Source organism: Staphylococcus sp. 11-B-312 (assembly GCF_016743055.1).
GTDB classification, from domain to species: Bacteria; Bacillota; Bacilli; order Staphylococcales; family Staphylococcaceae; genus Staphylococcus; species Staphylococcus ureilyticus.
This window is the reverse complement of record NZ_CP068241.1, coordinates 989929-1005093: the sequence shown is the minus strand read 5'-3', so window position 1 is coordinate 1005093 and position 15165 is coordinate 989929. Positions and strand designations below refer to the sequence as shown.

14 protein-coding genes are annotated in these 15165 nt (G+C 32.3%); 4 read left to right on the top strand and 10 right to left on the bottom strand.

All coding sequences use genetic code 11. From position 1 onward, the window contains the following. Window positions 1-3: 3 nt before the first annotated feature. From pcrA to JG554_RS04630, 8 genes are all read right to left on the bottom strand, one after another. Window positions 4-2208: a DNA helicase PcrA gene (gene pcrA, locus JG554_RS04665; protein WP_070039289.1), complete on the bottom strand. Its 2205-nt coding sequence runs from the start codon at window positions 2206-2208 to the stop codon at window positions 4-6. Beyond that, entirely contained in the window at window positions 2205-2897 is a 693-nt protein-coding gene (locus JG554_RS04660) for a heptaprenylglyceryl phosphate synthase (RefSeq protein WP_070039287.1), read from the bottom strand. The genes pcrA and JG554_RS04660 overlap by 4 nt, the downstream gene beginning before the upstream one ends. Window positions 2898-3193: 296 nt before the next feature. After that, the gene (locus tag JG554_RS04655) at window positions 3194-3496 is read right to left on the bottom strand and encodes a YerC/YecD family TrpR-related protein (RefSeq protein ID WP_046207972.1); all 303 of its coding nucleotides are present in this window, start codon (window positions 3494-3496) and stop codon (window positions 3194-3196) included. Between the two features lie 85 nt (window positions 3497-3581). Next, entirely contained in the window at window positions 3582-4877 is a 1296-nt protein-coding gene (gene purB / locus JG554_RS04650) for an adenylosuccinate lyase (protein ID WP_064209727.1), read from the bottom strand. A 327-nt stretch (window positions 4878-5204) separates the two neighbouring features. Beyond that, the gene (locus tag JG554_RS04645; protein WP_046207974.1) at window positions 5205-5390 is read right to left on the bottom strand and encodes an NETI motif-containing protein; all 186 of its coding nucleotides are present in this window, start codon (window positions 5388-5390) and stop codon (window positions 5205-5207) included. Further along, complete coding sequence (locus tag JG554_RS04640; RefSeq protein WP_019469590.1) at window positions 5387-5965, bottom strand: DUF2179 domain-containing protein; 579 nt, start codon at window positions 5963-5965, stop codon at window positions 5387-5389. Before JG554_RS04640 ends, JG554_RS04645 begins: the two co-directional genes overlap by 4 nt. A gap of 69 nt (window positions 5966-6034) precedes the next feature. Continuing rightward, window positions 6035-6871, bottom strand: a complete 837-nt coding sequence (gene nadE / locus JG554_RS04635) for an ammonia-dependent NAD(+) synthetase (protein WP_070039285.1) — start codon at window positions 6869-6871, stop codon at window positions 6035-6037. After that, on the bottom strand, window positions 6864-8333 hold the full coding sequence (locus JG554_RS04630) for a nicotinate phosphoribosyltransferase (protein WP_070039283.1): 1470 nt from the start codon (window positions 8331-8333) through the stop codon (window positions 6864-6866). The genes nadE and JG554_RS04630 overlap by 8 nt, the downstream gene beginning before the upstream one ends. Before the next feature lie 240 nt (window positions 8334-8573). Here JG554_RS04630 and JG554_RS04625 point away from each other — a divergent pair, with 240 nt between their 5' ends. Then, complete coding sequence (locus JG554_RS04625; RefSeq protein ID WP_046207977.1) at window positions 8574-9641, top strand: nitric oxide synthase oxygenase; 1068 nt, start codon at window positions 8574-8576, stop codon at window positions 9639-9641. Window positions 9642-9674: 33 nt separating this feature from the next. Beyond that, window positions 9675-10484, top strand: a complete 810-nt coding sequence (locus tag JG554_RS04620) for a prephenate dehydratase (RefSeq protein ID WP_046207978.1) — start codon at window positions 9675-9677, stop codon at window positions 10482-10484. A gap of 95 nt (window positions 10485-10579) precedes the next feature. Here JG554_RS04620 and JG554_RS04615 read toward each other — a convergent pair whose 3' ends face one another. Both JG554_RS04615 and JG554_RS04610 read right to left on the bottom strand, forming a co-directional pair. After that, on the bottom strand, window positions 10580-12133 hold the full coding sequence (locus JG554_RS04615) for an SLC13 family permease (RefSeq protein ID WP_046207979.1): 1554 nt from the start codon (window positions 12131-12133) through the stop codon (window positions 10580-10582). 142 nt (window positions 12134-12275) lie between these two features. Beyond that, window positions 12276-13346, bottom strand: coding sequence for a glycosyl hydrolase family 28-related protein (locus JG554_RS04610; protein WP_203265378.1), 1071 nt, complete (start codon window positions 13344-13346; stop codon window positions 12276-12278). A gap of 136 nt (window positions 13347-13482) precedes the next feature. On the opposite strand from JG554_RS04610, the gene JG554_RS04605 reads away from it, so the two are divergent. Beyond that, window positions 13483-14034 (top strand): cysteine hydrolase family protein, encoded by a 552-nt coding sequence (locus JG554_RS04605; RefSeq protein WP_070039281.1) that lies wholly within the window; start codon window positions 13483-13485, stop codon window positions 14032-14034. Between the two features lie 55 nt (window positions 14035-14089). Beyond that, window positions 14090-15016, top strand: a complete 927-nt coding sequence (locus tag JG554_RS04600; protein WP_046207982.1) for a manganese-dependent inorganic pyrophosphatase — start codon at window positions 14090-14092, stop codon at window positions 15014-15016. Window positions 15017-15165: the final 149 nt, after the last annotated feature.

The window sequence follows — 15165 nt, the reverse complement described above, 5'->3', positions numbered from 1 at the left end:
GCTTTATTCCCCTTTCTTTTCAATAGGTGCAAATTGAGCAAGCAAACGTTTAGGTCCTTCAGATTTAAAGATAATATCTAATTCAACCGAACCATTTTTTTCATTAACATTACTTACCATACCTTCACCCCATGATTTATGAATAACTTTGTCACCAACATGCCAATCCGTCGATTGTTGTGCTTTTTTCGAGGATGTCACACGTTTACTATATCCTCTTTTTTCAGGTTGTTTGGTTGCAGATTTAAATCGATTTCCTTGTGTAGTTGCTCGTGATTTATTTTCGTTTTCTAATAAATCTTCAGGTATTTCATTTAAGAATCTTGAAGCCATATTGGACTGCGGTCTTCCAAAAAGCATTCTTGATGTCGCATGCGTTAAATATAACGTTTCTTCAGCACGTGTAATCGCTACATAACAAATTCTTCTTTCTTCTTGCATTTCATGATCATCATCACTTTTTATCGCCCTTATATGTGGAAATAATGATTCTTCCATGCCCATAATAAATACAATAGGAAACTCTAATCCTTTGGCTGAGTGCATTGTCATCAACGTTATGCCATCATCTATTTGCGCTTCGTCTATATCAGCAACTAAAGATAAGTCTGTTAAAAAATTGATTAACGACTGTTCTTCTAATGGCGTGTTTTCTTCGTAGTCTTTAGGGACTGACATAAATTCATCTATATTTTCTAATCTACTTCTTGATTCTAATGTTTGTTCTCGTTCCAACATCTCACGGTAACCTGATTTCACCAATACTTCTTCAACGATTTCTGTAATCTCTAAAAATTCTTGTTGTTTAATTAAGTTCTGTATCATGTCATAAAATGAAATACATGCTTGTGTTACTTTTTTAGATAAGCCTATAAAGTCTACTTCTGCTAGTGCATCAAACATACTTATCTCGTTTTGAGCAGCATATGCCTGAATTTTATCTACTGTCGATGGACCTACGCCACGTTTTGGTACATTGATTACACGACGTAAACTGATATCATCATTGCTATTGGCTATTATTCTCAAATAGCTAAGTAGATCTTTAATTTCTTTACGATCATAGAATTTTTGACCACCAACCATTGTGTATGGAATATTAGATTTCATAAATGTCTCTTCCAACACACGAGACTGAGCATTGGTACGGTATAAGATAGCCATATCTTTATATTTTTTTCCATTACGTTGTTGTTTCATAATTTCCTTAACTACATATTCCGCTTCGTCTCTCTCAGTAGTAGCTTCATAATAGTGAATTTTTTCTCCAGATGTATTACCTGTCCATAACCCTTTGGGTTTACGCTCTGAATTATTTTTGATTACTTCGTTAGCTGCATTTAATATATTTTTAGTTGAGCGATAATTTTGTTCTAAAAATATCGTTTTAGCTTCAGGATAATCTTCTTCAAAGGAAAGTATGTTTTGAATATCAGCACCACGCCAACCATAAATAGATTGATCAGAATCACCAACTACACATAAATTTTTAAATTTAGATGCTAAAAGATTTACTAATGTATATTGTGCTTTGTTTGTATCTTGGTACTCATCGACATGAATGTATTGGAATTTATTTTGATAAAATTCTAACACATCTGGCACACGTTCAAATAATCGAATTGTAACCATGATTAAATCATCAAAATCTAACGCTTCATTTCTTGATAACTGTCTTTGATATCCTTTATACACTGTAGCAACCATTTGTTCATGATATGTTTCAGCATCTTTTTGTGCATCCTCTGGTGTTTTCAATTCATTTTTCAAATTACTTATAGCACCTATAAACATTCTTGGTTCAAACTTTTTACTATCTATATTTTCATTTTTCAATACATCTTTGATAACTGATTTTTGGTCCGTAGGATCAATTATAGTAAAATTACGTTCAATACCAATTCTATCCGCATCTCTTCTCAGTATTCTTACACACATTGAGTGAAATGTTGACATCCATATAACTTGAGCCGGTTCTCCTACTAAAGCTTCCACACGTGCTTTCATTTCTTTTGCTGCCTTGTTTGTAAAAGTAATCGCTAGAATGTTGTATGGGGATACGTCCTTTTCATCAAGCAAGTAAGCTATACGATGAGTTAAAACACGTGTTTTGCCTGAACCCGCACCCGCCATAATAAGTAGTGGCCCTTCTGTAGTGCGTACTGCTAAACTTTGTTCATCATTCATCTTATTTACTAATGCATTCATTTATGTGACTCCTTTATCTTAACTGTTTTTAATGCGTTTTTAATATCTTTATAAACAATATCACCAACGATAATCGTATCAGCAATCGAAGCCATTTCTTCAGCTTCTTCTTGATTACTAATGCCACCACCATAAAATAATTGTGTATCACTTAACATATTTGCAGCTGTCTTTACCTTTTCAACTTCTCCGTATGCACCACTATATTCAAGGTACATAACTGGTAATTTATACATTTCATTAATCATTTGAGCATATGCTTCGATATCTTCATCTGTTAAATTTGTTTCAGCTTGTGTAACTTGTGCTACTTTGCTTTCAGGATTCATGACAACATATCCTTCAAAAACAACTTCTTCAAAATCTATGACATGTCCAAATGATTTCAATGCTTCTAAAAGTACACCGTTATGATATTTTACATCTGTACTATTCAATACAGTCGGTACAAAATAAAAGTCAAAACCAGGCATTACACTTTCGATATTGGAAATTTCGAAAACGAGAGGTAAAGGATATCTTCTCACCCTACTCATCAATTGAATAACATTATCTTCAGTAACATCATCTGTGCCACCTATCATAATTGCATCGGTTTGAGACATACATACCGCATCTAAATCATCGTCAGAAATCGACTTAGCAGGATCTAATTTAAAAATATGTTTCCATTTTTTAATGTCATACATGATATGTTACTCCTTTTTTTAGCATACTTTTGATTATATCATTTTTAACCACTGAGTTCTAAAACGATATAGGATTTTATATTGAATTCTAACATGACATATCAATGGTAGATTAATCATGTTTCTCATTAAATATATTCAAAATTTTTCAGAAAAATAATCGCTTCGTATCTATTTTATCAATACACTTTAAATTAACAACATAAAAAGCTGTCAGCAAAGAAAGTTTCTTTACTAACAGCTTTACTAATGAAATCATTAAAATTACACTTCGCTACAGTATATAGAATTGTTAATTAATCGGCCGTTTCAATATTCATGCGGTCTAGAATCATTGTGTAAGCATCATTTCCCCATTGTAAAGATCTCTTAACACGAGAAATCGTTGCAGTTGAAGCACCAGACTCTTGTTCAATCGTCGCATAAGTATATCCTTGCTTAATCATTTTTGCGACTTGCAATCGTTGAGATAACGATTGAATCTCATTTACTGTACATAAATCGTCAAAGAATTGGTAACATTCTTCTCTGTTTTCTAATGTAAGAATTGCATCAAATAATTCATCTAATGCTTTTCCTCTTAATTTTTCTATTTGCATTAAAAACAACCCCTGTACTTTCATTTTAATCTTAATTCAACGTGCTAATACATTAAAGTGTAACGATTTCATAAGTAAATTTCAATTATTCTAATCCTGCACGTTTAAAAATCGTATCAACTTGGTTTAAATGGTGTTTTGGATTGAAACATTCATCTAATTCTTCAGTGCTCAATAAATCTGTAATAGATGAATCTTGTTCAATTAATGTTCTAAATGGTGTTTTTGTTTCCCAAGACTCCATCGCTTTTGGCTGTACTTTATCATATGCTGCTTCACGTGCTAAACCTTTATTTATCAACGCTAATAATACACGTTGCGAATAAATAAGACCAAAAGTTTTATCGATATTTGCTAACATATTATCTTCAAATACAGTAAGTCTTTCTACAATATTTGTAAATCTATTTAACCCGTAATCTAAAGCTATCGTTACATCTGGCAGCATGATTCTTTCTGCAGATGAATGTGAAATATCTCTTTCATGCCATAAAGCTACATTTTCATATGCAGTTGTAATGTATCCTCTGATAACACGAGCAATACCAGTAATATTTTCTGAGCCAATTGGATTACGTTTGTGTGGCATCGCTGACGAACCTTTTTGGCCTTTAGCAAAAGCTTCTTCAACTTCTCTTGTTTCAGTTTTTTGTAAGTTGCGTATTTCCACTGCAAATTTTTCCATAGAAGTACTTATCAACGCTAAAGTAGCTATATAATATGCGTGTCGGTCACGTTGTAACGTCTGAGTAGAAACAGCGGCTGTATCTAAACCTAAATTTTCACAGACATGCGCTTCAATTTCAGGTGGGATGTTTGCAAAAGTCCCTACTGCACCACTCATTTTACCAACTTCTATTTCTTTTCTCACACGCTTAAAACGCTCTAAATTACGTTTCATTTCTGTATACCATAATGCCATTTTGACACCAAATGTTGTTGGTTCCGCATGTACACCATGAGTTCGTCCCATCATTAAAGTATATTTATAATTTTTAGCTTTTTGTGCTAAAACATCAATAAATCTTTCTAAATCTTTTTCAATAATATCGTTTGCTTGTTTAATGACATAACTTAATGCCGTATCAACTACATCAGTTGATGTTAACCCGTAGTGTACCCATTTACGCTCTTCACCTAATGTCTCTGATACTTGTCTTGTAAATGCAACGACATCGTGTCGTGTTTCTTCCTCAATTTCTTTTGCGCGGTTAACATCAACCTTTGCATTCTGACGAATTTTCAATACATCTTCAGCAGGTATATCTCCTAATTTACTCCAAGCTTCACATGCTAGTATTTCTACTTCTAACCAAGCTTCATAGCGATTTTGATCCGTCCAAATATTAGACATTTCTTCTCTAGAATAACGTTCTATCATTAAAATAAGCTCCTATCTTGCGTAAGTTTTAGTTCACAAACTCCAAAAACATGTACATTTTATCAAAAAATACAATTAAAGTTCGTGTTTATTCTTGTCATTATTAGTTTAACAGAATTAATCATAAATGTATAAGTCTTTTCTATCTTCTTTATAGAAATTTTAACACGTTTTATCAAAAGCCGTGCATAAAAACCTTATTCTCCTCAAGACTTATCATTTTATATTAATTTGCGATTATATGATAAAAAAATCGTTGACCTGAGATTTCTATCTCTGCCAACGATTGCGTTTATATATCTAACACTAAGTATCTGTTTTAAACAATTATTCTATTAATTTCCCAACAAATTGAATTTCTTGCCTGTATACTTCATATTTACCATCTTTATTTTCTTTATAAATTGGTTTTTCAAAGCGTTTAATAGGCATATATCCAGCATCTCGCATACGTTGCAAACAAGCTTGTATCGTTTCGTTTTCTTCTACTTTAAACTTTTGCTGCTTTTTCATATACTTTCCACTTTATCTGGATCATATTGTTTAAGTTTCTTGCTACGCACACCTTTAACCCAAAAACCACCGTGAATTGTTCTTGGTTCATATGCGATGATAAACGCTTTTTCATCAATTTGCTTAATGGTTTCTATCAATTTCAGCTCAAAACGTCTTGGTGTTAATATTTGTAAGATTAATCTCGTGCCATCTCTGCCATAAGCAGTATTATGTGTAACGCCATAACCTAAATCTCTCAATTGCTTTGGTAAATCTAATTCATATTCAGATGAAGTAACATTCACAACTGTATAACCAAGCGCTAATTTCTCTTCAATTTTCATTCCTACAATAATACCGATTGAAAACCCAAATGCATATGCAAAGACATTTTGAATTTGATCTAAACTAGACATAACCATTCCCAAACCGATAACGTATACTAAAACTTCTAAGAAACTTACCACTGCTGCAACATAACGATAACCTTTGAGTGTTAAAATCGTTCTCATTGTCAAACAAGTTACATAAGCAACATTAATAATAAAAATAGCTAAAACCATTAACCATGGATTAGAAGTAATTACTGACATGTTCATTTCCCTTTCTTTCTCATTAAATTCAAATTATTTTATCAGTAACTTATTATTTTGTCACTAAAATCATTCGAAATCTGTTTGATTTTTCGGCCATGTATATCTTGTGTAAGCTAATTCTCTTTTATGTGCATTTTTAATATAATGATTTTCTATGATAACTTTTGCTTCTTTTGGCACTTGTTTTCCTTCTAAATAATCATCTATATGAGCATAACTAACACCAAGTGCATCTTCATCTGGTAATTGTGGTTTGTTTTCTTCTAAATCAGCAGTTGGTACTTTTTCATATAAATGTGCTGGAGCATCTAAATATGCTAATATTTGTCGCCCTTGACGTTTATTTAAACCAAATAACGGTGCGATATCTGCTGCACCATCGCCATATTTTGTAAAAAATCCAGTCAAGTTTTCCGCTGAGTGATCAGTACCCACAACAATTCCTTGTTGATTGGATGCAATCGAAAATTGTGCTTTCATACGTTCACGCGCTTTTTCATTCCCTTTTTGGAAATCCGTCAACACAATTCCAGATTCTTTTAGCGATTCTACACTTTGATCTACTGAAGGTTTAATGTTGACTGTAATTGTTCGATCCGGTTGTATAAACTTCAAAGCATCTTCAACTTCATCAGCATCTTTTTGTTCGCCATATGGTAATTTAACTGCAATAAATTGACAATCAATATCTTTTTCTTTTAATTCATTTATCGCGATTTGACATAGCTTACCAGCTAAAGTCGAATCTTGCCCACCTGAAATACCTAAAACCAATGATTTAATAAATGAATGAGATTGGATATAATTTTTAATAAATTGAATAATATTACGCGTTTCTAATTTGCTATCAATGCTGGGCTTGACTTTCATTTCTCTTACGATAATATCTTGAATTTCACTCATGTTCTTCTTCCATCTCCTTCACATGTTCTGCCACTTCAAATATACGTTTATGTTTATTTTCCCAACATTCTGTACTTAAATCAACTGGGTACTCCTGAGGATTAAGATGACGCTTGTTCTCATCCCATAAGTACGAAAGACTTTTAGTCAAATAATTTTGTGCTTCCTTTTCATTTGGTAAATCATAAACGAGTTCACCTTCTTTAAAAATATCATGGTGTAACGGCTTGGCTATAAAGGATTTTATAAATTTCATCTTATACGTATGTACAGGATGGAACAATTTAAGTGGAGACTCATCATAAGGATCTTCATGCGCTAACGTGATATAGTCACCCTCAGCTTTGTTTGTTTTCTTATTAATAATACGATAGACGTTTTTCTTTCCTGGTGTAGTTACCTTTTCTGCATTGTTTGATAGCTTTATTCGGTCTACATAATTCCCTGAAGCATCTTCTACTGCCACAAGTTTGTATACTGCACCTAAGGCAGGCTGATCGTAACCAGTAATTAATTTAGTACCAACACCCCATGAATCAACCTTTGCACCTTGCGATTTCAAGCTTGTAATCGTTTGTTCATCTAAATCATTTGATGCAATAATTTTAGTTTCAGTAAATCCTGCATCATCTAACATGCGACGTGCTTCTTTTGATAAATAAGCGATATCACCAGAATCTAAACGTATACCAACAAAGTTAATTTCATCACCAAGCTCTTTAGCAACTTTTATCGCTGTTGGTACACCAGATTTCAAAGTATGAAAAGTATCAACTAAGAACACGCAATCTTTATGGCGTTCTGCATATTTTTTAAATGCAATATATTCATCACCATAAGTTTGAACCATTGCATGCGCATGCGTTCCTGATACTGGTATGCCAAAAAGTTTTCCAGCGCGCACATTACTCGTTGAATCAAATCCACCAATATATGCTGCTCTTGCACCCCACAAAGCAGCATCTGCTTCTTGTCCACGTCTTGTTCCAAATTCCATTAATGTGTCATTTGGCGCTACTTGTTTTATTCTACTTGCTTTCGTAGTAATTAGCGTGTGAAAATTCACGATATTTAACAACATCGTTTCAATTAATTGTGCTTGGATAAGTGGTGCTTCTACGCTTAATAAAGGTTCATTACCAAAACATAATTCTCCTTCTTGCATAGAACGAATATTACCAGTAAATTTCATATCTTTTAAATATTCTAAAAAGTCTTCTTGATAACCAATGGATTTTAAATATTTAATATCCGATTCCGAAAAATGAAAGTTATTGATATAAGCAATCACTCGTTTCAATCCATTAAACACTGCATATCCGCTGTTGAAAGGCATATTTCTAAAATATAAATCAAATACAGCATTTCTTTCATGAATCCCGTCATTCCAATAACTCTCCGCCATATTTATTTGATATAAATCATTATGTAATACTAATGTATCATCCTCAAATTGGTACACCGCTATCTCTCCTATCGGCTTTTTCATTAGTTTAACACAAAAAATTAAACGTTTATATCTGAAATGAATTTATCCATATTACTTCAAACATAACGCATCATAATATTAAATATAATTTTGTTATTTAATTATTATTTAGTTAGTAGTAAATTCAAAATAGTAGCGACAAAATCATGACAATTCTATAATTAAACATTAAAAATAGAAAAAATACCGTATAATGTGTGCGAGGTGTTTTATATGTTAAATGAAGCTAAATCATTTATTCAAACAATGTATAAAGAATTAAATTATAACGAAAATACTATTTTAAAACGAATTAATCAGATAGAAACACAAATAAACTTAACTGGTACGTATAAACATACTAACGAGGAACTTGTATATGGTGCTAAGATGGCTTGGAGAAATTCAAATCGTTGTATAGGCCGTGCATTCTGGGACTCATTAACCGTCAATGATGCAAGACATATCCAGACTGAACAAGAATTTTTAGATGCAATAGAAAATCATATTCAATTCGCTACAAATGGAGGGAAAATAAAACCATGTATCACTATTTTTGATGCTCAACATCCTCCAAAAATATATAATAATCAACTTATCAGATATGCAGGTTATGAAGACGTAGGTGACCCTTCCGAACTAAAAATCACACAATTAGCCGAACATTTAGGTTGGCAAGGCAAACATACAGATTTTGACATTTTACCTTTAATTTATAAAATTCCTGGTGAATCGTTAAAGTTTTACAATTATCAACCTGAAATGATAAAAGAAGTGCCTATTACTCATGATCGTTTTCCAAAATTAGAAAAGCTTGGGCTAAAATGGTATGCCGTACCAATTATATCTAACATGGACTTAAAAATTGGTGGAATCACATATCCAACCGCGCCGTTCAACGGCTGGTACATGGTAAATGAAATTGCGGTGCGAAATTTTACTGATTCATATCGCTACAATTTACTAGAAACCGTTGCAGAAGCTTTTGAATTTGATACACTAAAGAATAATTCTTTTAACAAAGATAGAACGTTAGTCGAATTGAATTATGCAGTATATCATTCTTTTAAAAATGAAGGCGTATCAATGGTTGATCATCTAACTGCGTCAAAACAATTTGAAAGATTTGAAAAAAACGAACGGAAAAATGGAAGAGATGTAACCGGAAAATGGTCTTGGTTGGCACCATCTTTATCTCCAACTTTAGTATCTAATTACCATCACGGGTATAAAAATGAGATGAAAGAACCGAATTTCTTTTATAAAAAACAATCATCTGTTTCTGGGTGTCCTTTCCATTAATTTTTAACACATATATACAAGGGGTAACGTCACATGAAATTATATTATTTAGGTCCAAAAGGAACATTTTCATATTTAGCGGCAAAACAATATCTATCAGAATCTGAGTTCGAATATACGTCTAAATCTAATTTGTATGAAGTCGTTACTGCTGTCTCAGAAGATAATCATAGTATTGCTGTCGTGCCCATCGAAAATTCAATTGAAGGTACAATCAATATTGTTGCCGATGCCTTAACACAACAAAATATTTATGCACAGGGAGAAATACATTTAGATATACAATTTGCTTTATATGGCCCTGAAAATGCAACAGTCAATGATATATCAAAAGTTTATTCAATAAGCCCAGCAATTAGTCAAACGAGCCAATATATACAACAACATAAGTTCACATATGATTATGTAGATAGCACGATACAAAGTTTAGAAAAAATAACCAACCAAGTGGGTGCAATCGCACCTTTAGGTAGTGGGGAAACTTATGGCTTTCAACCTATAGAACAAAACATTCAAGACTTCCCTCACAATGTCACACGTTTTTTAGTCGTAAGTAACCAGCCACAACATTCGGACAATGCTAGTGACACAATGTTACTCATTACACCACAATTTGATAAACCAGGTTTACTTGCAAGTATTTTAAACACTTTTGTGCTTTTTAACATCAACTTATCTTGGATTGAGTCTAGACCTTTAAAAACACAGCTGGGCATGTATCATTTTTTCGTCCAAGCAGATACTGGTTTAACAGAAGCGTTATCGAAAGTCATTAAAATCTTGAACACTTTAGATTTTCAAGTTACAATCATTGGATCTTTCAATAAGTTAAATCACGATTAATCAGAAAGTAAAATTCAAAAACTTATCATGATATGATACTTCAAAAATAATAGAGCCTGAGACATTTAATTGTCTCGGGCTCTATTATTTTTGATTTATTTTAATGGTAATGGTTTGGTAATATCTATACCTAATACTGGTGGTACTAAGAAATAAACTACTAACACAATAACAATAATACTCAACAGGTTAACCCAAAATCCAACTGACGCCATTTTTTTAATGCTAATCCTTCCAGTTCCAAATACAATAGCATTTGGTGGTGTGCCAACTGGTAACATATAAGCACAATTAGCGGCCATAGCAGCAGGTACCATGAGTAGTAGCGGATGTACATTAACTGCAACTGAAAGTGTTGCAAGTATAGGTAAAATCATAGTCGCAGTAGCTGTATTCGAAGTTATTTCTGTTAAAAACAACACAAATATTGTAATGACAAGAACGATAATTAATGGACTAACGCCTTCAATCAACTTTAATTGTTCACCTAACCATTTCGCTAAGCCACTCTCTGAGATACCTTTAGCAAGTGCCAAACCTCCACCAAATAAAATGAGTACGCCCCATGGCAAGTCTTTGGCAACATTCCAATCAATAATTCGCGTATGTTGTTCTTTATTTTTAGCCGGTATTAAAAATAATAATACAGCTATAAACATGGCAATTGTACCGTCTGCCACTTCTGAGGTGAACGACCAATTTTTCAATAAGAATTCTCTACTAATCCATAACAAACTTGCTAATATAAAAATTGCTTGTACCACTTTTTCTTCGTATTTCATCTTTCCTAACTCATCTAATTTTTTCCTAATTAAGTTCTGACCGCCTGGCAGTTCTTTCATATCATGTTTAAATGCAACATAACGTAGATACAACCATACTAAAATCAATAGTACAATGACTGTAGGTACGCCAATGACCATCCATTTAGCAAAGCTTATTTCCTCACCAAATGCAGATTGATATTGGCCTTTAAGGATAATAAGTGGAGGCGTTCCGATCAAAGTTCCTAAACCACCAATGGTTCCTGCATACCCAATGGCTAACACTAGCGATTGTTCAAATTTACTGATGCTTGTAGCATTCATTTCTTCCCCTTTTAAATCATTTGCTTCTTTAATAATCGCTAAACCTATCGGTATCATAATCATCACAGCTGCAGTATTAGAAACAAACATAGATAAGAATCCTGTCGCTATCATAAAACCTAATAAAATCTTTCCAGTACTTGTACCTAGAATACTAATGATTGTTAAGGCAACACGTGTATGTAAATTCCATCTTTCCATAGCAATAGCTAATATAAATCCACCTAAAAATAGAAAAATAATATCATTACCATATTGAGCAGATACTTCTTCTGGGCTAAGTACATGTCCAACAGGCAATAAAATTAATGGCAACAAACTAGTTGCAGCAATTGGTATTGCTTCAGTAATCCACCAAATAGCGATCCAAATAGTAATCGCTAATACAAAAACGCCTTTATACGATAAATTTTCAGGTTCAAAAGTTAACAATGTCAAAATAAATAGTAGTGGCCCTAAAATCAACCCTGTAAGCTGTCCTGCATTATAAGATTTATTTTTTTTAGAAAAAAATGTTAAATACTGCGAACGCCTATATTCCCCTTTGTTTATATTATTCATAATGATTCCCCCGATTTCAATTACTTTCTGAATTTTCTTACTTTATTACTCTTTAACATAATATAATTTCTATTAAATTACAATATGTTTTATATTGTGTTTTAATTCAGAACTACTAAAATAAAGAATCATTATTTTATATTTATTTTTTAACGCTTATATTTTCCTGATTTGAGAGATACAAATCTTCTATATCTTTTAAATAAAGTCTTTGCTGCTTATTGTCATAATAATTCTGTGCTATAAATATATTGTTGTGTTTTACGTTATTATAGCTTTGCACTCGAATGGCATCTTTAGACATATGACCTATAAAGTGATTATGATAAATATTTAAATTACTTCCAGATTGCGTTGGTCTTGCCTTACCTGTGAGATCTTGTGCATTTTTTCCATCTTTCACTGCTAAAAATCGAATCCCTCCTCCACAATTTTTAAATATATTATCATGGATAAAAGTATCTTTTGATTTTAAAGGGGTCAGTGCGTATTGGTTGATACCTTCAAATGTATTAAAACGAATGTGTATATTTTCGTAAAATTGATTAAATCTACTCGCATGAGATCCAATTGCTCTATTCCAAGCACCCATCGTTGGTGTCTTTGAATTTCCAAAATAACAATTTTCAATTATTACATTTTTAGTTATCGTACCATCCGTGGCACCAAATTTTGGGAAAGCACCTTTTACTTGTATATCAATTTGTACCGCTTCTGAAAATAACCTTTCTCCTTTATCGTCTTTAAATCCTAAAAATTCGCAACCATTTATATATAGGCCATTAATGCCGCATGCATCTATTGCATGACCTCCAACAACATCTTTAAATGTTACACCTAAAATTTGAATATTTTGAGCATGCCCCATGCACATTGCTGTATTGTTATATGGATACTCATAACCATTCATATCCAATGTTCCACCAGCAATGCAGATTTCACTATTACCTTCATATCCATAATAAGATTTCAGCCATCTACCATTTTTCAATAAAGTATCTTTGCCTACTCTTTTTAATACTGCTTCGTCGTCCATTATCAAAGTAGTTGAATCATATATTACCAACGGTCTACGAATATGATACTCTCCCTTAGGAATATAAATTGTTGTGTTTTTGTGTTTTCTAGCGTATTTTAACGCTTTTTGAATCGCGCGTGTATCTGCCCATCTATGCTTACCTTTTAGGCCGAACTGCATTGCATTAATTATCATTAGTAATTCTTCCTCCTCACTTAATACTTTATAATAAACTAATAGTTCGTTTTTCAAACGCTTTAAATGCACCTTTAATGATTTATGTACTTAGTATATAATAACTATAATCTTAATTTTGGGAGTGTTACATTAGATGAAAAATAGCGCGCTTATTATTGTTGACTATTCAAATGATTTTGTTGCTGATAATGGTAAATTAACTTGTGGCCTTCCGGGTCAACAAATTGAAAGTTATATTGTTGAAAGAATTGAAGCATATAATAAAAAACAGGCTAATATCTTTTTTCTTATGGATTTACATTATGAAGAAAATAGCTATCATCCAGAAAACAATCTTTTTCCACCTCATAATATAATTGATACCACTGGAAGAGAACTTTACGGTAAAGTAAATGATATTTTTCAAAATATCTTATTTAATGATCATGTGCATTATTTAGATAAAACACGTTATGATTCATTTTGTGGTACGCCCTTAGACATTATGTTACGTGAACGCAACATTACGCATTTAGAAATTGTTGGTGTATGTACAGATATTTGCGTGCTGCACACCGCAATCACTGCTTACAATTTGGGATATGCTATTTCAATTTCTCATAAGGGTGTCGCTTCTTTTAATCCAACAGGGCATCAATGGGCATTAGATCATTTTAAAAATTCATTAGGTGCTGAAGTAGAATAACAATAGAAAATCATGATAAAATAAAATTAAATAAAAAATTAAGGAGAATTAAAACATGGCAAAAACTTATATTTTCGGTCATAAAAATCCAGATACAGATGCAATCTCATCAGCTATTATTATGGCAGATTTTGAACAACAAACAGGAAATACAGACGCAACACCTTATCGTTTAGGCGAAGTAGGACCTGAAACTCAATATGCATTAAATCATTTTAATGTAGACACACCAGAATTACTTAGTGATGATTTAAATAATCAAAATGTTATCTTAGTTGACCATAATGAATTCCAACAAAGTGCTGATACAATTGATAAGTCATCAATTCAACATGTCGTTGACCATCATAGAATTTCAAACTTTGAAACTGCAGGACCATTATATTACCGTGCTGAGCCAGTAGGTTGTACTGCAACAATCTTATACAAAATGTACAAAGAACGTGGTTTTGAAATCAAACCTGAAATTGCTGGTTTAATGATTTCTGCTATCATTTCAGATAGCTTACTATTTAAATCACCAACTTGTACACAAGAAGATATTGACGCTGCTGAAGCTTTAAAATCAATTGCAGATGTTGACTTAGAATCTTATGGTTTAGAAATGTTAAAAGCAGGTGCTTCAACAACTGACAAAACTGCATCTGAGCTATTAAATATGGATGCAAAATCATTTAATATGGGTGACTATATTACACGTATCGGTCAAGTTAATACTGTAGATATTGATGAAGTATTCCAACGTCAAGAAGAGTTAGAAAAAGCAATGTTAGAAGTAAGTACAAATGAAAAATATGATTTATTTGTACTGCTTGTAACTGATATCATCAACAGTGATTCTAAAATTTTAGTTGTTGGTGCTGAAAAAGATAAAGTAGGCAACGCATTCAACGTTAAACTAGACAATAATACTGCATTTTTACCAGGTGTTGTATCTCGTAAAAAACAAGTTGTACCACAAATTACAGAAGCTTTAAGCTAATCTCATACTTTATCAATATATAACACTATATAGTAAAAACTTAAATAGTTTACTATATAGAAAAACTGGGACATAATAATAATTATGTTCCAGTTTTTTATCCATCTTTTTAAACTATCTAAATCATCAATATACTAGGAGGAATAATA

What these genes read in the sequence shown, in the direction of transcription:
- JG554_RS04620 (WP_046207978.1), top strand. Translation starts at nt 9,675, where the DNA reads ATGAAATTATATTATTTAGGTCCAAAAGGAACATTTTCATATTTAGCG.
- pcrA (WP_070039289.1), bottom strand. Translation starts at nt 2,208, where the DNA reads ATGAATGCATTAGTAAATAAGATGAATGATGAACAAAGTTTAGCAGTA.
- purB (WP_064209727.1), bottom strand. Translation starts at nt 4,877, where the DNA reads ATGATAGAACGTTATTCTAGAGAAGAAATGTCTAATATTTGGACGGAT.
- JG554_RS04660 (WP_070039287.1), bottom strand. Translation starts at nt 2,897, where the DNA reads ATGTATGACATTAAAAAATGGAAACATATTTTTAAATTAGATCCTGCT.
- JG554_RS04610 (WP_203265378.1), bottom strand. Translation starts at nt 13,346, where the DNA reads ATGATAATTAATGCAATGCAGTTCGGCCTAAAAGGTAAGCATAGATGG.
- JG554_RS04605 (WP_070039281.1), top strand. Translation starts at nt 13,483, where the DNA reads ATGAAAAATAGCGCGCTTATTATTGTTGACTATTCAAATGATTTTGTT.
- JG554_RS04640 (WP_019469590.1), bottom strand. Translation starts at nt 5,965, where the DNA reads ATGTCAGTAATTACTTCTAATCCATGGTTAATGGTTTTAGCTATTTTT.
- nadE (WP_070039285.1), bottom strand. Translation starts at nt 6,871, where the DNA reads ATGAGTGAAATTCAAGATATTATCGTAAGAGAAATGAAAGTCAAGCCC.
- JG554_RS04645 (WP_046207974.1), bottom strand. Translation starts at nt 5,390, where the DNA reads ATGAAAAAGCAGCAAAAGTTTAAAGTAGAAGAAAACGAAACGATACAA.
- JG554_RS04615 (WP_046207979.1), bottom strand. Translation starts at nt 12,133, where the DNA reads ATGAATAATATAAACAAAGGGGAATATAGGCGTTCGCAGTATTTAACA.
- JG554_RS04600 (WP_046207982.1), top strand. Translation starts at nt 14,090, where the DNA reads ATGGCAAAAACTTATATTTTCGGTCATAAAAATCCAGATACAGATGCA.
- JG554_RS04655 (WP_046207972.1), bottom strand. Translation starts at nt 3,496, where the DNA reads ATGCAAATAGAAAAATTAAGAGGAAAAGCATTAGATGAATTATTTGAT.
- JG554_RS04625 (WP_046207977.1), top strand. Translation starts at nt 8,574, where the DNA reads ATGTTAAATGAAGCTAAATCATTTATTCAAACAATGTATAAAGAATTA.